Origin of the sequence: Bacteroides sp. RTP21281st1_H5_RTP21281_210402 (genome assembly GCF_040918965.1) — a bacterium.
GTDB classification, from domain to species: domain Bacteria; phylum Bacteroidota; class Bacteroidia; order Bacteroidales; family Bacteroidaceae; genus Bacteroides; species Bacteroides congonensis.
On sequence record NZ_JBCOWR010000001.1, the window covers coordinates 773,265 to 794,108 of the forward strand.

At 40.8% G+C, this 20,844-nt stretch carries 18 protein-coding genes; 3 read left to right on the forward strand and 15 right to left on the reverse strand.

The genetic code is table 11. The features are described from left to right. Window positions 1–7: 7 nt before the first annotated feature. From AB5443_RS03055 to AB5443_RS03075, 5 genes are read right to left on the reverse strand one after another with little or no spacing between them, the layout of a single operon-like run. Entirely contained in the window at window positions 8–364 is a 357-nt protein-coding gene (locus AB5443_RS03055; RefSeq protein WP_368113228.1) for a hypothetical protein, read from the reverse strand. A gap of 59 nt (window positions 365–423) precedes the next feature. Then, a complete protein-coding gene (locus AB5443_RS03060) occupies window positions 424–900 on the reverse strand; it encodes a hypothetical protein (RefSeq protein WP_368113229.1) in 477 nt (158 codons plus the stop codon). Further along, window positions 897–1,922 carry a hypothetical protein gene (locus tag AB5443_RS03065; protein WP_368113230.1) on the reverse strand — a complete coding sequence of 342 codons (1,026 nt, stop codon included), beginning with the start codon at window positions 1,920–1,922 and terminating at the stop codon, window positions 897–899. Before AB5443_RS03065 ends, AB5443_RS03060 begins: the two co-directional genes overlap by 4 nt. 10 nt (window positions 1,923–1,932) lie before the next feature. Continuing rightward, entirely contained in the window at window positions 1,933–2,619 is a 687-nt protein-coding gene (locus AB5443_RS03070) for an outer membrane beta-barrel protein (protein ID WP_368113231.1), read from the reverse strand. A 20-nt stretch (window positions 2,620–2,639) separates the two neighbouring features. Further along, on the reverse strand, window positions 2,640–4,886 hold the full coding sequence (locus AB5443_RS03075; RefSeq protein WP_303005063.1) for a caspase family protein: 2,247 nt from the start codon (window positions 4,884–4,886) through the stop codon (window positions 2,640–2,642). Between the two features lie 1,155 nt (window positions 4,887–6,041). Between AB5443_RS03075 and nfo the strand changes: the two genes are divergently transcribed. After that, entirely contained in the window at window positions 6,042–6,875 is an 834-nt protein-coding gene (gene nfo / locus AB5443_RS03080; RefSeq protein WP_368113232.1) for a deoxyribonuclease IV, read from the forward strand. A 178-nt stretch (window positions 6,876–7,053) separates the two neighbouring features. Next, window positions 7,054–8,979 carry an LruC domain-containing protein gene (locus AB5443_RS03085; RefSeq protein WP_368113233.1) on the forward strand — a complete coding sequence of 642 codons (1,926 nt, stop codon included), beginning with the start codon at window positions 7,054–7,056 and terminating at the stop codon, window positions 8,977–8,979. A 192-nt stretch (window positions 8,980–9,171) separates the two neighbouring features. On the opposite strand, the gene AB5443_RS03090 is transcribed toward AB5443_RS03085, so the two are convergent. The 10 genes from AB5443_RS03090 to AB5443_RS03135 form a co-directional block, all read right to left on the reverse strand. Continuing rightward, window positions 9,172–10,743: a ClC family H(+)/Cl(-) exchange transporter gene (locus tag AB5443_RS03090; RefSeq protein WP_195661865.1), complete on the reverse strand. Its 1,572-nt coding sequence runs from the start codon at window positions 10,741–10,743 to the stop codon at window positions 9,172–9,174. Between the two features lie 81 nt (window positions 10,744–10,824). Further along, complete coding sequence (locus AB5443_RS03095; RefSeq protein ID WP_368113234.1) at window positions 10,825–13,569, reverse strand: TonB-dependent receptor; 2,745 nt, start codon at window positions 13,567–13,569, stop codon at window positions 10,825–10,827. Window positions 13,570–13,623: 54 nt separating this feature from the next. Then, window positions 13,624–14,184: a hypothetical protein gene (locus tag AB5443_RS03100; protein ID WP_368113235.1), complete on the reverse strand. Its 561-nt coding sequence runs from the start codon at window positions 14,182–14,184 to the stop codon at window positions 13,624–13,626. A gap of 33 nt (window positions 14,185–14,217) precedes the next feature. Next, window positions 14,218–14,568 carry a hypothetical protein gene (locus tag AB5443_RS03105; RefSeq protein ID WP_022136853.1) on the reverse strand — a complete coding sequence of 117 codons (351 nt, stop codon included), beginning with the start codon at window positions 14,566–14,568 and terminating at the stop codon, window positions 14,218–14,220. A 4-nt stretch (window positions 14,569–14,572) separates the two neighbouring features. Next, on the reverse strand, window positions 14,573–15,112 hold the full coding sequence (locus AB5443_RS03110) for an RNA polymerase sigma factor (RefSeq protein WP_073348052.1): 540 nt from the start codon (window positions 15,110–15,112) through the stop codon (window positions 14,573–14,575). Between the two features lie 199 nt (window positions 15,113–15,311). Further along, a complete protein-coding gene (locus AB5443_RS03115; RefSeq protein ID WP_368113236.1) occupies window positions 15,312–15,488 on the reverse strand; it encodes a DUF4250 domain-containing protein in 177 nt (58 codons plus the stop codon). Window positions 15,489–15,549: 61 nt separating this feature from the next. Further along, the gene (locus tag AB5443_RS03120; RefSeq protein WP_368113237.1) at window positions 15,550–17,097 is read right to left on the reverse strand and encodes a carboxypeptidase-like regulatory domain-containing protein; all 1,548 of its coding nucleotides are present in this window, start codon (window positions 17,095–17,097) and stop codon (window positions 15,550–15,552) included. 21 nt (window positions 17,098–17,118) lie between these two features. After that, on the reverse strand, window positions 17,119–17,970 hold the full coding sequence (locus tag AB5443_RS03125) for a FecR family protein (protein ID WP_052662093.1): 852 nt from the start codon (window positions 17,968–17,970) through the stop codon (window positions 17,119–17,121). Continuing rightward, window positions 17,970–18,521: an RNA polymerase sigma-70 factor gene (locus AB5443_RS03130; protein ID WP_022136858.1), complete on the reverse strand. Its 552-nt coding sequence runs from the start codon at window positions 18,519–18,521 to the stop codon at window positions 17,970–17,972. The genes AB5443_RS03125 and AB5443_RS03130 overlap by 1 nt, the downstream gene beginning before the upstream one ends. Before the next feature lie 55 nt (window positions 18,522–18,576). Next, complete coding sequence (locus tag AB5443_RS03135) at window positions 18,577–19,836, reverse strand: carboxypeptidase-like regulatory domain-containing protein (protein WP_307995832.1); 1,260 nt, start codon at window positions 19,834–19,836, stop codon at window positions 18,577–18,579. Between the two features lie 157 nt (window positions 19,837–19,993). Between AB5443_RS03135 and AB5443_RS03140 the strand changes: the two genes are divergently transcribed. After that, window positions 19,994–20,815 (forward strand): GNAT family N-acetyltransferase, encoded by an 822-nt coding sequence (locus tag AB5443_RS03140; protein WP_022136860.1) that lies wholly within the window; start codon window positions 19,994–19,996, stop codon window positions 20,813–20,815. Window positions 20,816–20,844: the final 29 nt, after the last annotated feature.

The following is a 20,844-nucleotide window of genomic DNA, read 5'->3' on the forward strand; positions in this document are numbered from 1 at the left end:
CATTCTTCTAATATTTAACATATTTGGGACCTACCGTTACAGTACCTTGCGACGTAGTAATATACGCACCAACATAACAATAATTTTTCTCTATTCCATCTTGACCACCATTCATCCAACCATCGACCACTTCCGACTTTACCCGTTCTCCAGTATGATATGTTACACTCTCATTATATCCATAAAAGAAACCGGCTTCCAGGATAGGTAAATCATCTTCATGCTGTTCCACTCTACATGAAGCCCAAAAAATTCCATCATTAAACTCCACACTTAAATCCACCGGAATCGGAACAGGTCTTTCACTATCCCCACTCCAATCGAACGGTTTTTCCGAGCATCCTACATAAATTATAGAAGCCAAAACAAACAATAATAGTCTAATATATTTCTTACACATAATCATAGTTTTTTAATATCAAATTATTTATTTTCTTTATCCCACAAGTCTGTAAATACATCTTTTCGGAAAATGCCTTTCGTCTCCTTATTTTCATTCAATCGTTTACAAAGAGCTTGCAATACTTCATCCTTCTTCAGTTTCAAGGTTATATATACCGTATATTTCCCCTTTTTTTCCTGAACAACATTTTCGTCAGCAATCTCAACATTCTGCAACAGCATGCCAACGGTCATTCTTGTCTCCGTCATAAATTCATCAACAGACTTTCCCGTTTCACTATTGTGCTCAATATAACCCTTCGTTACATTTTTCACTTTACCGTTCACCATCGTTGCCAATGTATTTTTAGCAAAAATCAACGCTTTCTGACGGGCTGAAAGTACAGAAGAAGTAGTAGCACTTTGAATGGCTGTAAAATACGCCTTATCTTCCAAACCTTTTAACACATATGAATTATACGCCACACTCCAAAACACGAATAATAAAAAGCACTTCATTCTACTTTCCTATTTAAGTTATCTACAATCAAGTCGACTACACTCACCTGCAAATCCGGTTTCCGAATCCGATTCTGTTGTAGCCACAAAGCAAACTGACGCGAAGTTATCGAAGGTAACTCACTATATCCTTTAGGAAGATCATTTCTTCCGGCATCTCCCATTGTAAAAAAGAAATCTTTTGTAAAAGGAGTTTCCGAAAAGAGATAATAAACGCGAATAGCATCATATTCCCTGTCTGTCAATAGTTCAAGTTCATCCACATACTCTCGTTCTTTAACCGGAACAGCAGATAAATCAAAAAACGAGTACCAACGGTTGGGCTCCAACATGACATCATCCTGATGATCGAAAGCAGCATAAGGAAGCATTCGGAACGCATTCTCTCCATTGTCCATAAACAAAACCAAATGTCCAGACTTAGTACAACGAAAGCGCGTTATGAACAAATCCCCTTGTCGGAATACCGAATCAACACCGACAGACAATTTAGCTCCTGCCTTTTGAACCGTTTGTTCTACAATGACCTGTTTCCTTCCATTCAATACCTGAAACTCAAACTGTGGCAAAATTTGCTTTAAAGGTTGTGCATAGCCTTTCACCTTACACGTCCATTCTATAGCAGGCACTTTCTTCTTCAGTTCCCCACGACGGTTTGCTTTTATGATTTCTGCTTCTCCTGAACTCCATTCCGGTTCTATAAGATCAGCTTTCCAAACTCCTTGAGGAAACTGGGAAGTCAAATCTATATAGAATTCAGAATGCCGAAGTTCACTTTCATAAGACTTCATAAAATTGCCATAAACTATGGAAGTACCAAACTTCTTCTCTATGGCCTCTTGCTGTGCCATATTCAGAAGTCCTTCACGATCAAGTTGTTCCCCCCGGGGAATCTTAATGGAAGTACAACCTTCCACCAAGACCCAATCCGAGGAAGGAGTGCCATGAAAAACTTGAGAACGACCGGACACAGTCCAAAACAAGACTCCCGCTATCAGGCATATCTTTCCTTTTACATTCATTTTTCTTCTCTTAATAGGCTTTCAGAGCAGAATGTTTCTTTAAAAAACGGCTGCCGCCAAACCAGAATCCCACCGACAAAACATGAACCGGTTTGGCTTTATTTCCCAATCCTGCCTTATCAATCGTTTTACTCATGCAGAAATGTTTATATCCGATACGACAGTTACCGAACTCAATTCCGACTCCAAACTGATAGCCGAGAATAAATGACCGGGCACCGGTATCTTCCCAAACTTCCGGATCATCCATCGGACTTTTATACCATGAGTCACTAGAAGAAACATTCACATAGGGTGTAACACCACCATTTAAATATACACGCGAACGATTGGTCAACAGATACTTCACCTCCACCTCTAAAGGAATATCCACACCCATAGATTGCGTATAAGTATCATAACCACTAAAAGTACTACAATCTTCCACCCACATAAATCCTAATCCTGCCCGCAACGACAAAGCAAGATAATTGGGAGTCCAATTACGAGGTAAAAGATAATCCATCATAAAATTCGCCTGTCCAAAAAGACGCCCTGTTTTGTCTTCATTCAGAAAATGTCCTTCATTATCATATTCATAGGCAGAAGTAAATCCGGGACCTCCTTCGAATCCAAAACGCCACTGCGCATTACCATTAACCGAGCATGCCAATAAAACACACAGTAACCCTACCGTTTTTATTATTGTCTTCATCATTCACAAATTTGTTTATTAGTTTAATATTCCACAAATACATCTTTTGATCGGGCACTGACCTGAAATACAGGGTTCTGACGCACCTGTTCACCTTCCAGTTCTTTCACCAAATATGGTACACCCGTCGCTTGTTCATCTGACAAATACTTATACAATTCGTCAAATGTCAATATTCCGTCACCATTCAGATCCGATTTAGCCTTATCTTGCATAGCCTTGAACAGAACGTATGAGAACAATCCATGTTTCTTATCCTTATACCAATTGGCATACTGGTCTTCTTTCGCAGCCGACAATATGACAAATTTCGCTAACTTGTCAGGTTTAGGACGACGAACAAATTCCGTAGCAGATGCCTCCATAGCTATTTCCTGTCCTGAAAAACAAGCATCGGTAATCACGTTCACTTTATCAACTGGTAATGCTCCCAATACTTTATAGATACTCTGTAAAGAAGTAGCCTGTTCTTTACAACTTTTTGGATTCGAGCGAACTCCCAACAAATAAGGTTGCCCCATAAACGGATATCCGTGACCTGAATAAAAGAAGTAAACCTCCTTCGCTCCTGTGGCAGTTACCAACTTAGCCAAGTTACCTTCCTGCCCATCTACTCCCAAAATATCATCAAAATCTTTCTTGTCGGCATTGGTCTTAAACAATATATTCTTTTCTTCCAGTCCCAATGTTTTTATCAGATAATCACGCATTGTTGCCGCATCATTAACAGCATATTTTACCGGACCAACCTTAGTTGTCCCCTGCTTGCCGGTAGCAACCTGATAATCAGTATTACCAATAATCACCGCCACAGCATTCGATTTTACCTGCGATACCGGAATATCAGTATCTACATCCGATTTTCGGTCATACACATTTTCCTGATAAGAAGCAATCTCGGGATATTTCTTCTGAAAGGCATTATGTATTGTAATTTCTACAGCAACACGTCGATATTGAGGTCCCACTTCTTTGGCTATTTCTGCAAAATGCTCATACCGCATATCTGCCGCCCTGAAAGGACCGACATGGTGTATCATAAAATCTTTAATATCCAATGTACGTAAGTAAGCGAGTTGTTCATTGGAATTAATACCTTTGTCCTCGTTGACCGAAACATAACTATATGCTCCGTTCACAAAACATTCCGCATCTTTAATATCACCGAAACTACCATCATATGCAACAGCATTTCTGAATGGAGCAGCATCTGTTCCCCCAATAATCTTCACTGTAACTTTGGTTCCCGGCACAATATATTCTTCCAATTTTGACTCAACAGTAGTCTTAATTATGCCTGCTGTTTGAAGAGCAGCCTGAGAATCCTTTAAACGATATTTTCCTGCCGGCCAATCTTCTGTAGCCTGCGAAATATTCATTTTCTTAACAAAGTCTGAAACTACTTGTACATCATAACGAACTTTCATATTATACTCTACTGCCCCATCTTTTCTCACCTCCGGCATTACTTCAGCGTTAACGTCTACCTTGGTATTTTCCGTCAACTGATTATTGGCACGCAATAACGCAATTGCCGTAGCCAGCATTTGCTTCAAGTCATCCTTGATATCTTTCGTCACATCTTCCGCTTTTTTTACAGCCTTTTTCACTTCTTCCACCTTCTGCTGTGTTTCAAGTTTCTCATCCTTCTTCTTTTCGGATGCCATCCATAACGGATTATATGGTACTAATGCCAATTCCTGTGTGCGTACCATACTTTTCCCCGTGAGTTCGAAACGATGCAAATCCTCACCAATCTGTACAAATAAAGTAGCTGCACGTCGTCCCTTTAACGCCTTTCTAATAGGTATATTCACCTCTCCTTTCAGACTATTGCCCGTTCCCAAAGTCATTTTAGAAGAAGGCAAAGCTTTGTAAGTCGCTCCGTCCAACGTCAATCGGACAGCTTCATCCGCATTAAATACCAAACTACTCCCCTTTTGAAGTTTAATTTCCAAAGTGAAAGTCATCATTCCCCGATTAGACTTCCTACTAAAATCTGATACCACACAGAAACTGTTCGGGCAAACAGAAATCAAATCTTTATACCTGACGTTTGTGTCAAGTTGAGGCCAATTAGGATCATTTACATCAAAAGGCTTTTCCATCTCCGATTTCACATCTCTCCATCCCACATTGGGCAAAGTTGATGTCTTGATTGGATTAACGGATGAAGACTTCTGACCGTAAGCATCCACATTACATACCAGCATGAAAGTACAGCACATAACTGCCATCACACTACAGTTCTTCTTACAATTGTTCTTCATTAGTAATTTATTATTAAATGAAACTTTGAAATAAAACTTTTCATTACGTATTAGTATGAGTATCTAACAGTACTTCAGCGAACTAAAAAATTAAATTGATTAGTGGGTTTAAGACTAGAGGTATATAACAAGCGATACATACCTGATATTAATGAAAATAAATCTATAAACAAAATACACTGCTTCATTTATATGCTTCTGTTTTGTCTGCTTATAGCCTCCCCGGATTGGGCAATAAATAAAAAAGGCATGGGAGTCTGTACTTTTGCTTATCCCGCATTCAGGCTCTCGCATTGCCCATCTGTAAGGATAAGCAACGCAGCTAGCCCACGCCAAGATGAGATATACAGAACACCATGCGATGCATAATGTTTGATAAGACATCCTAAGTGGACGTTCCCGTTGCCGTACCTTCTTACAGATTACAAATTTGCGAGATTCGAATGCAGAAGATAACGTTCAGTAAACGCCTTTTCTTAATAAAAATCCCCCGCCACCCCCTCCGGGGCTAGCTGGATGCTGCAAATATAGAAAGTTAAATTAAGACTGACAAACTTTATTTTAATTATCTTACTTCTTTTTCTGTTGTCTATCTTTTCTTTAAGACTGAATAAACAGTGAAGCGCTTTCAAGGAAAAATAACCTTAATTACGAAATAACCGGTGTCAAAGAACGGTCCTAACCGCAACCGCAAATGAAGTATATAGTTCAATACTACATAATGCCGGCTCTATACGGTGATTTTGAAGTTTCGTTAATGGACGACTAGAGTTGGCTATTTGGTCAAATACAGTTGGCTACTTAGACGACACCAGTTGGCTGAACGGTCAACTGCATTCGGCCAATATCATGCTGACTATTTCAATCCGATACTCAGTCATATTCGTTTTCTTGTACCCTCACATATCACGGAACACCAAAGCTTTGGTTTTAGCTGGGCTTCTTTCTTTGTGAGTGTGAACAGTGTGAAAGATGTGAAAGATTAAAAAGAGGACTTTTAATCACAGTAAACATCTGTCATACTACAACTTACGAGTCTGTGAAATTTGTGAAAGGTAAAAAGTGATTTTTAATATCCTACCTCAATGGCTTATTCAAACATTAGTTCATATAAAAATGTTATATTTGCAGACTAAGAATAAAAAGGAACAACAGATGAAGTATATCGGAGCACACGTAAGCGCATCCGGTGGCGTAGAATACGCCCCCACCAATGCACATGAAATAGGAGCAAATGCTTTTGCACTATTCACCAAGAACCAACGCCAATGGGTAAGCAAACCGTTAACAGAAGAAAGTATCAGTCTTTTCAAAGAGAATTGTGAGAAGTTCGGTTTCCAGCCGGAATATATCCTGCCCCATGACAGTTACCTTATTAATTTGGGACACCCCGAAGAAGAAGGTCTTAATAAAAGCCGTGCCGCTTTTCTGGATGAAATGCAACGTTGCGAACAACTCGGATTGAAACTTCTAAATTTCCACCCCGGCAGTTCTCTCAATAAAATATCAATAGAAGATTGCCTGGCACTTATAGCAGAAAGTATCAACATCACTTTGGAAAAGACGAAAGGAGTGACAGCCGTTATCGAGAATACCGCCGGACAAGGCAGTAATCTGGGAAGCGAATTCTGGCAACTTAAATATATTATTGACCGGGTGGACGACAAAAGCCGGGTAGGTGTTTGTCTTGATACTTGCCATACATATACAGCAGGTTATGATATAGTGAACGATTACGATAAGGTATTCGACGAATTCGATAAGGAAGTGGGATTCAACTATCTACGCGGCATGCACTTGAATGACTCAAAGAAAGCATTAGGCACCCATGTAGACCGCCATGACAGTATCGGCGAAGGACTGATTGGAAAAGCATTTTTTGAAAGATTAATGCAGGATTCAAGATTCGACAATATGCCGCTAATACTCGAAACTCCGGATGAGAGTAAGTGGGCGGAAGAGATTGCCTGGTTAAGAAGCGTCGAGTAAAAGACCGGAAAATACAAGTTATAGAACACATTTACGAAAATATATTCAACTTTATGTTATAATATTGAATATTATATGTATTTTTGCACCCGTAAACCTTTGGACTTCAAAGTGCTTACGGGTATTTTTATTGCAAAACAAACATTTTAATAATCGCATAAACAAAAAAGCAACGCATATGAAAAAGTTTTGGTTAGCATGCACAATGGTCATCGCAGTGGGTATAAGCGGTTGTGTAGACAGTGATAAAGACTTATACCAGGAAGCTCCGGAAAAAGAAACAAATCTATCAGATTTCTCTACAAAACAGGTAGTACAAGTAGAAGCAGACTATTCGAACGCCGATTCGCACGTTCCTTTTTATATATATGACAAGAATCCGATAAAACCACAGGAAGCTGAATCCAACACTATAACCATTGACGAAAACATCGAGCCACTGGATGGTGCTTGGACAGATGAACAAGGCAAGTATAGTGGTAAAATGTCCCTTCCTGCCTATGTATCAGAAGTATATATTGTCTCCACATCGCCATTTGCAACAAAACCTGTAATAGAAGGTAAAGTAGAGAATGGAATATTAAAGTTTTCCGAAACTGATGAACAAATTGAAACAAGGGCTTCAGAGCCACAAGGCAAAAAAAACACCCAATATAATGCCAACCGATTTAAATCATTAGGATGGAATAATGCTCTAGGCTCTTTTGACACAGAAACAGGGAAAATAAACTACCTATATAATGGTGACTTAAAATTAAGCAAATCAGAAATGAAAGAGCTGAAGACTACCATAAATAGTGTTTTGAAAAATTCTACTAGTTTTGTCTGCCCGCAAGCATACCGTACAGGAGCTGATTTATATATTGAAAAAGACCAAACAGCCGTAGCACTAACCGCATTATCCGGATGGACTTGTTGGAATAGTTCATTGGGATACTATTACTATAGAGCTGACAAGGTTCCAACTAATCTAAATGATGTAACTATATACACAATATTCCCAAATACTCAAACCAGTTGGAATAATGGATACGGAGTGTATTCATACCCAAGAGGTATTAACGAGGGAGAATCCGTTCAGTTGAAATACTTCGATAAAGATTACCCGGAAGGAACAGAGTATTTCCCGAAAGGCTATAAAATAGGCTTTGTCCTCGCTACAAATGCTTGGGACAGGTACTTCTCTGCTTTCAAATTCGACTTTCCTTATTATGCTTGTTCAACAGAAGGTATTGGAAAAGTTCGCACTGCTATGTTCAAAGATAGCAAAGGCAACATTGCCATTACCTTTGAGGATTACAAAGACGACCAGAATTTCACTGATGTCCTGTTTGCCCTAAAAGCAAATCCAAAAATTACTAATGTTCCGACTGTAGATCCGGAATCAAACACCACCATCAAAAAGACAGGTGTGTATTCATTCGAGGATTACTGGCCTAAGGCGTATGATTACGACATGAATGACGTAGTTGTACTTTATACCTATGAAAAAACATTCAATATTTATAATGAAATTCTAAAGGAATCATTCACCCTAGAACCCCATACAGCCGATTGGCAGGCAATGTTGAACAACGGACTGGCATTTACTTTAAAAGACTTAGGTAGCTATCAGAATATAACAGACTCTATCAAGACAAGTAATGATACAAAGTTTAAGTTAACTAATTTCGTACACGAAAACAATGTTGTCATACTGACAGAAAAAGTGAAAGATAACTCAAAAACGCAGTACAAAGTAACCATTGAATATAAAAAAGGTCAGAAAACATCTGAAACTTCAATAGATGCTTTCATTTTCCGTCCTAGCAATAACGGAACTCGCTTAGAAATACATATACCTATGCAAGCACCAACTGCAAAAGCAGATATGACATATTTCAATACAGAGGATGATCGCTCGGATCCGGCTAAAGGTATTTACTATGTATCCGATAAAGATAAAATCTATCCATTTGCATTTTTCCTGCAAGGTGCCAACCTGAGTGATGTGGAAAAGCTTCTAACAAAAGAAAATGAAGGTATTGCCATTAGTGAACTTTATCCGAAATTCATAGGCTGGGCAAAGAATAATAACACAAATAAGGATTGGTACAAGAAATAACCACTCTTATCCTCTCAATATAAAAAATGGCTGAAAGTAGTTTGCACTTTCAGCCATTTTTTTATATCACAATCACCAAGCTTTAGAATCCTACTTATTTCCCATGCATATCCAGATTCCCTTCCCACAAATATTTACAAGTCTCCTTCACTGCCACTCCCGAAAGGAAGATAAGTGATATCAGATAGATACTTAATAAATATTCGCCATACTGACTAAAGGTTCATACAATTTTTCTATATCTTGCGAATCCATTTCTATTTGTACCTGGTCGCCGGGCATTAGTTTCTGTCCTTTAGGAATCCAGTCTTTCCGGTCACGGTGGACATTGATGATTATGCATCGCTCCGGCAGACGAAGTTCGTCTACAATCTTCCCGTCCAGATAAGAACCGCTCATGACTTCAACCGACAATGTGTAGCGTGCTTCTTCTTTGAATGCGGGCGAATGAATCATGTCCTCGTATAAAGTCACATTGAGAGGTTTTATTTGAAGCATTTCCGTGAAATAATAAGTTAATCCCCCAACTACTATAGAAGGATAGAAAACTTCCAAATGTCCTGTTATCTCGGTTATCAGTACGATAGCTGTCAATGGGGTACGGACTACCGCCACCAGAAAGGCGGACATACAAATCAACATGATATAACTGATATTCTCGTGAGCGATAAGTCCCTGTTGCACCATAATCAATGCTATGATTTGTCCGAGAAGCCCTCCTGTCACCAATGTAGGAATAAAATTACCGCCCGGCAAGCCCGAAGAAAAAGAGAATATGCTAAAAACCAAGTGTAATAGCATCATACCGACAATCCAGAGAATATGTGTATCCGGATGCATTGCCTGCGAAAGCAAGAATTGTTCCCCCCCACCGGTCAGGTTGAATTCTGCCATAGAAATAAGGAAGGCTATAAAAAGCAAATAGAGCATCTTCACATATTCCGGATGTTTAATGGCAGGATAGATACGTTTGACCTGAAGGGTGGTGATAGAAAAAAACTTCCCAAAAATAGAAACCACAGCAGCCAATAGAAGAAACAGTTTCACCTGTCCCCAAAAAGTCATTCCCGGTACAATGGCATCTATATGAAAATAAGGATTCATGGGAAAAATCCAACTAGCTACCCCACCGGCGACTACTCCTGCCAAAAGCGTGGTAATAGCCGTTTTAGGCGCGTCGAACCGTTCGATGGATTCGATAACCAACAGCGACGAAGCCAACGGCGCAGCAAAAGCAGCCGCCAATCCCGCACCCGCACCGGCAGCCAATAATTGTTTCCGCTCACCACTAAGTACCCGTCCCCATTTAGATACCAAGTATCCCACATACGAGCCTATCTGTACGGAAGGACCTTCACGCCCCAAAGATAATCCTGTACTTAATGCGAGTATTCCCCCCACGAACTTGGCAATCAATTCCCGAAAAGGATGTTTATAATCAACCCGTCCGTTAATGACTCCACGCGTCTGCGGAATCCCGCCGCCCGTAATGAGAGGCATTTTCTTTACCATCCAAGAGACGAATATAAGAATCCCCCACATCAACAGAAAAAGGGGAATATACCAATACCACTCCAAATGGGCATCAAAGAAATCGTGACGAAGATTAAAGAAAAACTGTAATAGATAATGGTAGGGCACGGCAATAAGCCCTGTCAGCAGTCCCACAAAGATACTGACAAAGTAAAGCCGCGCATCAATCAACTTCAACTTAAAGATTCGCCAACGGCCCTTATCCTTCAATTTATTGACAAAATCAAACATTCGGCAAGGCTTTCATTGTTTTCACGTAGGACAACAACAATCAAAACCCTGTTGTGGTTTTCAAACAAACAGGAATTTAAATTATCGTCCCATCATATTCAGACGAAGAATAGCGTGCACCATGAAATAGGAACCCAGCGCGTTGTAGTCGGTATCACGAATGGCGGTGGCAGTAATCGTACGTATCATCGAAACGTCCTGATGAAGGATATCATATATTTTGAAACGGAGCAGTAATTGTTTCCGTTTCAGGAAGGCTTTTGACAACTGGCAGTTCCACATAAAGTTCTCGCGGGCATAGCCACTGTATCCATAGCCGGAACGTTGGAAATAAGTAAGGTCGCTGAATAGCTCTATCCTCCACGGGAAGTAATATTGCATTTCCGTGCCGAAACGGTAGTCGTACGTTTCGGTACGTGTCTCTTTCACATTATTATGGGAATTGTTGTAAAGCAATTCTGCACGGGCACTGATTTCGATTTGTTTCGTGCGGTATGTTAATTGCAGGCGTTGACGCGCCGTGAGATGCTTTACAGTACTCTTTACAGGGTCTTCCTTGTTTATTGTGCTATATCCGTTCTGATTTCTGTATTGCAGGTATGAATACGTGCGGAATATCCAGCTACGGTTTTTGAAAGGAGTATTGAGAGAAAAAGAACCCAAAGCCCGCCAGTTACCGTTCAGATTGAGCGGAGTAGTGGTCCGCACTCCTGTTTCGCTGTCATAAGTCACTTGATTGGTCACACTGTTAATGGTGTTTTCTACCAGTGCGGTAGCAACTATATTCCGTTGATGTTTCGTATTATAGGAATTGAAATTCAATGTAAACGTATTGATATAAGAAGGCTTCAGAGAAGGATTCCCCACACGGATATTCAATGGGTTGGTACGGTCGGTCACGGGCTGAAGGTCGCGTATATTGGGTTGGCGGCTCTTTCCCCGATATACAATCTGCAAACGAGTACGTTTGGAGAACTTATAGCGGAAGTTGACAGTAGGTGAAAAATTAAAGACTGTCCTTTTCAACTGGTTCTCCGGGTCATTTTTCAGAACGGAATGACTCACGGATTTCTGAGGTTCGAAGTCGGCACCGATATTATAATTGTATTTCTTCCGGGAAGTGCGGACAGCAAGGTTAAACAGGTGGTTGCTATACTGATTTTCAAATTGATTGCTTGCTTCTTCATCATAGCCGGGAGTAAATTCTTCCAGTTCCTTATCCCAGTTGTAGACAAAATGATCGGAGTTGTTCACCCGATATTGATAGCTATAACGGAACTGAAGAAAGTGCAACCAGGGTAATGGTTCTACATAGACTAACTGTAAACGATAGTTGTAACCGTCTACGTCGTCTTCTATCCTTTGGTTTTGGACTTTTTCCGTATTATTCTTAAAATAGTGTGTAGTAGAAAGATTCTGTCTGTCTATTGAAGAAGCATTCGTGCCATAATCTACTTTCAATGCTACGTTTCTTCCCATCCGGCTGAGTTTCCGGCTAAGTTGCAGCATCATCGTCATATTATAGGAAGAGTTATGATTCGTTCCTGATGATTCTTTTTCATTGAGCAAGACATCATTCCCCCACCCTTGCTGAAAACTTTCATTCCTTCTGTCGTTGACTGCCGTACGGTATTGGGGACGGAAAATCAATGTAGTTACAGAGTCCATTTTCCATTCCAGAGATGCGTTCGCTATCAGATTATCATTTCTCAGCCGGTTGCGCCCGGTGCTCTGAGTGATGGACTTGTCTTGACGAAGAAAATTATCGACCGTTGTATAGCTGTCTTCCAGACGATCTGTTCCTACATACTGGATATTCGAACGGAACTTGACCCGCTGCCAGTCATAAGTAGCATTCACACCCAAGGAACGGGAAGTGGTCAGCCCTTTTTGCGTGCGCAGATTGCCGCTGGAACTGGCGGATTCTCTCTGCATCTCGGAAAAGCCTTGATTATTCGTATTGTTCAGGTTTCCGATAATTGTCAGTTGGGAGTTGTCCCGAAAGCGGTTCAGGGTATTGGCTAGTTCATAACGGGCTTTACTACCATATCCGCCCATAAAGTTCTCCATCCAACCTAATTTCATATTTTTCTTTACCGACAGGTCGAGAATCATTTCTTCTTCCCCATCGTCAATACCGGTAAGGCGTGCCAAGTCAGATTGACGTTCGTATGCTTTCAGCTTCTCTATCATTTCTACAGGAAGATTCTTGAGCGCCGCTTTCGGGTCATCGGAAAAGAACTCTTTCCCATCTACCAGTATCTTCTTCACTTCTTTTCCGTGAATCAGCAGTTTTCCATCTGCATCAATCTCGCCACCGGGAAGTTGTTTCACTAAATCTTCCAGCATCGAACCTTCGGGAGTGCGATATGCAGACGCATTAAAAACGGTTGTATCTCCTTCGGTCACAGCCATAGGAGCCTGACCTACCACAACTGTTTCATCCAAAGCGATTGTTTCTGAGCTTAAAGAAATATCACCTAAAGCATTCTTATTGCCATTTGCCACAGGTGAAACAGCGCGATAAACCGGAGTGTATCCGATAAAAGAGACATGAAGTAGCAAAGACTTATTCTTAGGAGCAGTGGCGGCTAACTGGAATTTTCCCTGTGCATCGGTTGCCCCGCCCGCCAACATTGCACTATCCGGTAGAGCCAAAAGCCGGACCGTAGCAAACGGTACCGGCTCATAAGTTTCTGAGTCAACAACACGTCCGGCAAAACGCTCTCCACCGGACTGCGCATAAACAGCCAAACTAATCAGTAAGAAGACATAACAACTAATCAAACGGTACTGAAAAGAATACTTATGACTGCCTATGTTCAAATTGTGTTGATTTAGTAAAATAAAACTCTAATAAAATAAACCTAATCTCTGTTTTTAGCCTTGACGCGGAGCACGAGGTTTCTGTCCCTGATGATGGTGTCCTTGTCCGGGTTTCTGTCCTTTTCTACGGTCAAATTCTTTTTTGAATTTATTCGCATTGCTTTTCTCCTGCTGATAAATCTTCATTATCTGCTTCTGGGACAGTATCTTGCTGAATTCATTGTAATACTTTTCACGGACATCCAGCATCTTACGGCTTTGAGCAAACTGATTTTTCAGCATCGTTACAATTTCCGCATCAGTCATGGACGGTCTTTGACCTTCCTTCTTTGCTTCCATTTCTGTACCCTGCGCCTTTTCAGTTCTTGGTTTACGGTTCATCATACGACATTCACGCAGTTCTTTCAGATATTTCTCGTAAACCGGAGTAAACTTGGCGGCTGTTGCATCATCCAGCATCAGTGTTTTCACCATCTGACTGGTTTGCATCTGCATCATCTGTTCCTGCGTAGGACGTTGTTTTCTCTCTTTATTGTCCTTATTTTGGGCAGAAAGGGTCATCTGGCTTCCCATCAAAAGGGCAGCCAAAATTACATAAATAAACTTCATCTTCATAATCTTCACGTTTTTAATAATTGATTGAGTTACTTAATTCAAAAATATATCGTTTTCAGAGAAGCTGACGAGCTCTTCCAACTCCTCATCCGATAATTCCTTAATCCATTTGTCCGCATCTGTACCATTGCTCCTGTCGGCAGCCAGTACATTCGAAGGTGATTTGGTCTCATCTGTCTGATGCAAAGACGGAACAAATAAAAGTCCTGTCAACATGGCCGCTAAAGCAATTACCGTAGAAACAATCAGCTTCATATGAGATTTACGCTGCTGTTTGACTCCGGCACGTTCCATCACCTTTCGTTGCACATCCTCGAAAAATCCGTCAGGAGTGCGGTAAGGTGTCCGTTTACCAATATCGTCGAAATCAAAATCCTTTTTCATCGTCCTATCTATTTAATATATATTCCTTTATCTTATCTTTTGCATAATGGTAGTTCACTTTCAGTGTATCCACTTTACTGTCCAGTATCCGTGCTATCTCTTCGTATTCGAGTTCATCGTAATAGCGTAAGTTGAACACAAGCCGCTGCTTCTCCGGCAGACTCAAAATGGCTTCCTGAAACTTCACTGCCAGTCCGTTTTCATAATCAATATAATCAGAAGCCTGCAATTTGCTCATCAGTTCTTCCTGAATCTCTTCCGAAGCGATGGTGCCTTCTTCTTTTCTCCCATTCAGCAGACGCAGGCTTTCATTGGTCGCAATCCGGTAAATCCAGGTACTCAAAGAACTTTCACTGCGAAACTGCTCCAAATGTCGGAACACGCGAATAAATACTTCCTGAAGTACGTCTTCCGCATCTTCATGAGATACGACCAGTCTACGGATATAATTATATATCGGTTCCTGAAAAGCGTCCATCAACATCTTGAATCCCCGTTCGCGATTCGAGGTACAAGCTTCCCGGATTTTATTCTCATTTATCATCTGTTCTTTTTCTGAGCTTTGATTATTAGAACGCAGAAAGGTGGGGAAGTTAAATAGGGGATTCCGCTTTTTGCTTTTATTAACGTGAAAAGGAGAAAAGAGAGAGTATATATGAATGGAGAAAGCGCTCCCATAGCCTCATCAAAGACCACGGAAGCGCTTTAAATTGTTTATTTATAAGCTACGTACAAAAAAGCGTTTACCAGAACTTATTATGTTCCGCGCTATATTCAAAACCTACGGCTTTCAACTGATTCACCAGTTCGTTCTTATTCACGTCCATATCTTCACAAAGTTCATCAAGCGAAGAATAACAGTCTCTCAATTTCATATTGACGACGCTGAACAGCATCATCGGGTCTTTGGGCAATTCCATAACATACAATCTTTTAAACCGGACGCAAAGTTACAGCAATCTCATTGAATGGCAAAACAAATCAATCACCTATTTCTTCTATCTTTAAAGAGACTTTTTCTATCAGCTTGCTGATTTCAGCTTCCAAAGGAATGACGTTGAACTCTTTCCAGAAATTCTCGTCATACTTGAAGTTCGTATCGGAGAAGATAGTACGGGTGGACAGCCTGTCAATACGGGGGAAGGCTGTCACTTGTTCCGTATCCACTTTACAGGTAATCATCTCGAACCAAATATGCAGGTCACGGCTACCAAACAGCATCCCCCTATGTTTCACCTTAAAATAAAGGTCTCCGCGGATATGATGGATATAATAAGTTCCCTGCCACGGTTTATAAGAAATAGTATATACTACTTTTTGAGGATTCATCCGGATATTGCGCGTACGCCTTTCTACGAACATACCTGCGGCATCTTTTACATATTTAGGATGAACTTCCAGACGGGCTTGCAATAAAGCGCACGTTTCAGAATCAAGATACAGTTCGCCACAGAATAGAGGTTCGGTGATGCCTTTCCTTTGCTCAAAATGCACAATATTCACAAAGCGGTTATCCAGAAATGTCATTCCTTCCGAAGTATAGACATATACGTTATTCTCTATATCGGGAATCATAAATGCGGGCATATCTTTAATCAAATCCATTTGCAGGCAAGCCTGGATTCCGGATTTTACCTTCACAAGCAGGCTGTCCTTCACTTCTACATTACTAAGCCGGCTCATCTTCAATAACTTCACCTGATCAGGTAGCAAAGAGGAAGAGAATGTCTTATAGACCTTAAAGACGCCTTCAGACAGATTCTGGAATTTATTCTTCAGCTGGACGCCTTCACGGTAGAAAGTTGTCAGATATACGGGGGAATGCGAATAATTTCGTTCCCTGCGTTCTATCATTTCCCGCAGCAGCTTCCTGGGATCACTTCTACGGATGACGACTTCCTGCAAAGGGACTACTTTCGGTTCGAGGCTAAGTACATTGTGCCGACCTAGTAGCGCAGAGAGTTCTATATCCTGTGAAATATAACCTATATGTGAAAAAGCAACCGGTGCTTGCCTTAAAGAATCCGGCAAGGACAGTTTGAATTCTCCGTCCTGATTGGTGATACTACCTACGGATGTTCCGCGGACTCCGACAGTAGCGGAAGGTATGGGTACTCCCGTTTCCTTGTCCAGTAAAGTGCCGGCAATGATTAAATTCACGGTTTGTTGAAGCGGAAGAGAATCTTGTGATATTCGGAGATTTCTGATGGAAGGGGAAGTTATCAGAATATGAGTACCGATAACCTTAAATTCAAGGTCAGTATCTCCTATTATATCGTAGACAGCCTGGCGGATAGTACGCTTTCCTTCTTTTACTCTCACTATTGCGTCATTGTCTACGACTCTGCTATCATAAATAAACATATATCCTGATTGTCGGGAAACATCCCCCAACAGTGAATATACCGTTGCTTTCGTTTTAGGCAACCGGACTATTTGCTGCAACACATCTCCTCCATCTGCTCTCATCGTATCAAATCCGAAAAAGAGCATAAACAGAATGGGGAGATAGTAATAAGCCGGTTTCATTTTTTTGAATTTTAAAGAGCGTTATTCCGACAGATTATAAATATTTCCCTGCCGGATACATTTTAAATTGAGTGCACCGGCTATCAGGTTGGCAACCATTTCCGGAGATTCATCTGAGAATTCAACAGTCAATTTGCGCTCTGCCAATGCCGGTGAATCAACCTGAATCTGCAAACTGTCCGTACTCAAATTCATTACTTTCAGAATATTGGACAAAGGTTCGTCCTTAAAACGTATATGCTTAAAGAAGCGACTCCAGTCTTCGGCTTCTTCATCAGTACGTTGTACTATCAGTTTCTGTGATTGTACAGTTACCGTTTCACCGGCTTTCACATAACATTCCCGATTCCCTTTTTTAAGAGAGACTCTCACTGTGCCTCTCTGCACGGACAAACGGAAGGGAGCATTCCCATCACTTTGCACACTGAAAGCCGTTCCCAAAACTTCGATTTTGGCTTGTTCAGTATTTATCCAAAAAGGTTGCCCCTGCTTCTTCGCTATATCAAAGAAAGCATTTCCTTCCAGACTTACTTCCCGTTTATCCGCAACAAAATGTTCCGGATACAATAACGAAGTTTCTCCGCCCAAAAGCACAACGGAACCGTCTTCAAGGGTGGTTGCCAATATAAAGGCACTTTGATTTTCCTGCGTGAGCAGATCCGGTACAGGTTCTTTGAAACCCGACACCCAATATAACGCCCCACAAACAATGCCAATCAATACTGCGGCAACTGCTCCATGACGCATCCACGGCGAAAGTTTACGCATATGATGACCTTCATCAACTTTCGCAAGTAAATGGTCTTTGTCCAACCGGTCGTACAACCGGTTCCAGGCTTTATCTGTCTTTATTTTATAAATATCTGTTTTCATCACTCCATGTGAATATAATTTTCAACTTCTTTTCTCAACGTCCGAAGGGCTTTGGTCATTTCGGCTTCCACTGTTTTGACCGAGAGGGAAAGCTGCGCGGCTATATCCATATACTTCCGTCCTTCCATACGATGCATTTCAAAAATCTGCCGCCTGCGGGCAGGCAATTTTTCAAGGATATTATTTATGATTTTCTGTAATTCCTCATATTCCATTTGCTGATGAGGATCTGTTGACTGCTCCGGACTGGAAGCAGCTAATACCGCTTCGCGATAGCGGCTTCGCACTTCCTCATGTTCACAATACTGAAGGGCCTGATTACGCGTCGCCCTGTACAGATAGCTTTTGACGGACTGGAAAATCTGCAAGTGTTCCTTTTCCTTCCAAAGCACGTAAAAGAGTTCTTCGACTATTTCTTCCGCCACTGCCATTTGCCCGGTGATACCTGCCGCATAGCAACAAAGAGGGAAATAATAAGAGCGGAAGAGGTCTTCAAACGCTTTTATGTCACCTTCCTTTATCTTTTTTAATATGAGCAGTTCATTCAGCATACTTGCTTCTCTTTATGATTGACCTCAAATATAAGAAAACTATCCCTATTTCATTCTAGTCAGCTTGCTTTTTCAATTTATCTACTGCGTGTTCCAAAGATTCCGTAGGTTCGATTATATTATAATTCCCCCAAAAGCCTTCGCTCCAGTATTCATCCACTTTATCGTAGAATATTTGGTTCAGGCTGAAAGCTTCCTTGTTCGGTATAGTCTCCGATGAACCTTCTTTTCTATCGGTCACCACCATTTCCGAAGTTATCGCATAACTTGTGGAAAAGAGTTTTCGTTTCCAATCGCATTTAAAACGGATCGTGTTACGGATATAGTTCAGGTAAGTTCTTCCGTCTACATTTTTATAGGTAATCAGATAAGAGAGTTCCTGCGGCTTAAATCTTAATCCGAGAGGTTTCTTATAAAGAATGGCTGTGGTTGCCTTCGACTTATTCTGCATATCCAGGCTCATTTCGACACGGGTGAATGACAGTCGTTCACGGTCGATATACAGCTTGCCATACAATAAAGCATACATTAGAATCACTTTCGGACGGAAATTAATGACGTACTGCATACGATTATCTATAAGAACGGATTCCGCCATCCAAAACTCATAGTTGTTCAATTCCTCAAAATCGAGCAATGCTTCATTGTTTTTCACCACATCCAGCGTTACACTCAGGTTAGGGCCTCCTACTACTTTTACAGCCAGCGTATCACTTGCCTTCTGGCTAAGCAGACGACGTCCTTTCATTACGCGTACTTTATCATAATTGATATTCCTATTGGTATATGCAGTCTTTGAAACATCAAGCACAGCTTCCGATATACCGATATAGCGCCGTCCTTTCTGCACAGTTTCCCGGTAGAATCCTGTAAGCATATCACGTTTATCACTGTAATTCTGCGGAATCTTACTGATAGCTTTCTCCACAATCAGGCGAGGATCACTGGCATACACTACGACTTCATTCAACAGGTTGGCATGGGGTGTCATCCATACCGTCAATTTAGCAGGAGCTTCTTTCTCTATAGAGATATGACTATTGGCATAGCCGATATGAGAAATTTCCAGTTCGCGCGGCGCTTCCGTCTTTTTGATCTTCAAAGCAAATTCTCCTTCTGCATTCGTCACTGTACCGATATTACTTCCATATACGGATACATTCACATTCTCCAGAGCTTTTTTATTTTGCTTATCCTTCACTTGACCAACGATGGTAAGATAATCTCCGGCATCTCCCTGCGCCCATACAGGAGAGTTGCAAAGCATCAAACATACTGCCAGCCATCCAACCAAGTACTTTTCTAAATTCCTCATATCGGTTCTTTTTTAAAGGTAAATAATTTGCGTTTCTATATATAAGAGCGTTCAGACGAGAAATACCCTATGGTTTTTACAAAAAAAATCAGACTCCCATACAATATCCGGGAATTAATTGTAAATTCCCGGCAAATTAATGATAAGAATTATCGCCATGATACGTAAATTAAGCAAGACTGAATACGAACAGGCAGCATCATTAGCCCTGAATGTCTACATACAATGTGGAGCAGAGGACTTTAATGAAGAAGGAGTGAAATCTTTTAAAAGTTTTATCTTTAGCGAGCAACTAATGAATGAACTGGTTATCTACGGGGCTTTTGAAGATAAAAACCTAGTCGGTATCATGGGAACAAAGCATGAAGGAAAACATCTTTCTTTATTCTTTATCCGAAAAGAGTATCAATGCAAAGGTATTGGCAAGCAATTATTCTGTTTCGCTATCAGTGATTGTCCGGTAGATGAAATGTCTGTAAACTCATCCACGTACGCCATCCGTTTTTATCAAAGCTTGGGATTCGAGAAAACCAATGAGAAACAATGTACTAACGGGATAATTTATACGCCGATGATATTCAAGAGGACAACCAGAATCAGTTCTATTGCACCTTGTGGAATGGACTGCGCATTATGTCACGCTTTTCAAAATGCGAAAAAGCCTTGCCCCGGTTGTAGAAGCCAGTCAGGAGAAGTTCGGAAAAGTTGCCAAAACTGTATCATTCTTTCATGCGATAAGAAAAAGTATTATTGTTTTGAATGTAGTACTTTCCCTTGCAAACGATTAAAAACACTAGATGCCAGATACCGAACTAAATATAACATGAGTATGATTATGAATCTTACTTTCATAAAAGAAAAGGGAGAAGAAAACTTCTTAATATGGCAAAATCATAAATATACCTGCCCTAAGTGTGGAAAACTGCGAACAGTGCATCATGACTACTGCATTCACTGTAAACAACAGAAATTAACATAGTAGCAAAGAATAACTTCCAAGAGCCGCAG

Coding starts and splice junctions, on each gene's coding strand:
- AB5443_RS03060 (WP_368113229.1), bottom strand. CDS start 900: ATGAAGTGCTTTTTATTATTCGTGTTTTGGAGTGTGGCGTATAATTCA.
- AB5443_RS03065 (WP_368113230.1), bottom strand. CDS start 1,922: ATGAATGTAAAAGGAAAGATATGCCTGATAGCGGGAGTCTTGTTTTGG.
- AB5443_RS03070 (WP_368113231.1), bottom strand. CDS start 2,619: ATGATGAAGACAATAATAAAAACGGTAGGGTTACTGTGTGTTTTATTG.
- AB5443_RS03075 (WP_303005063.1), bottom strand. CDS start 4,886: ATGAAGAACAATTGTAAGAAGAACTGTAGTGTGATGGCAGTTATGTGC.
- nfo (WP_368113232.1), top strand. CDS start 6,042: ATGAAGTATATCGGAGCACACGTAAGCGCATCCGGTGGCGTAGAATAC.
- AB5443_RS03085 (WP_368113233.1), top strand. CDS start 7,054: ATGAAAAAGTTTTGGTTAGCATGCACAATGGTCATCGCAGTGGGTATA.
- AB5443_RS03090 (WP_195661865.1), bottom strand. CDS start 10,743: ATGTTTGATTTTGTCAATAAATTGAAGGATAAGGGCCGTTGGCGAATC.
- AB5443_RS03100 (WP_368113235.1), bottom strand. CDS start 14,184: ATGAAGATGAAGTTTATTTATGTAATTTTGGCTGCCCTTTTGATGGGA.
- AB5443_RS03105 (WP_022136853.1), bottom strand. CDS start 14,568: ATGAAAAAGGATTTTGATTTCGACGATATTGGTAAACGGACACCTTAC.
- AB5443_RS03110 (WP_073348052.1), bottom strand. CDS start 15,112: ATGATAAATGAGAATAAAATCCGGGAAGCTTGTACCTCGAATCGCGAA.
- AB5443_RS03115 (WP_368113236.1), bottom strand. CDS start 15,488: ATGGAATTGCCCAAAGACCCGATGATGCTGTTCAGCGTCGTCAATATG.
- AB5443_RS03120 (WP_368113237.1), bottom strand. CDS start 17,097: ATGAAACCGGCTTATTACTATCTCCCCATTCTGTTTATGCTCTTTTTC.
- AB5443_RS03125 (WP_052662093.1), bottom strand. CDS start 17,970: ATGAAAACAGATATTTATAAAATAAAGACAGATAAAGCCTGGAACCGG.
- AB5443_RS03130 (WP_022136858.1), bottom strand. CDS start 18,521: ATGCTGAATGAACTGCTCATATTAAAAAAGATAAAGGAAGGTGACATA.
- AB5443_RS03135 (WP_307995832.1), bottom strand. CDS start 19,836: ATGAGGAATTTAGAAAAGTACTTGGTTGGATGGCTGGCAGTATGTTTG.
- AB5443_RS03140 (WP_022136860.1), top strand. CDS start 19,994: ATGATACGTAAATTAAGCAAGACTGAATACGAACAGGCAGCATCATTA.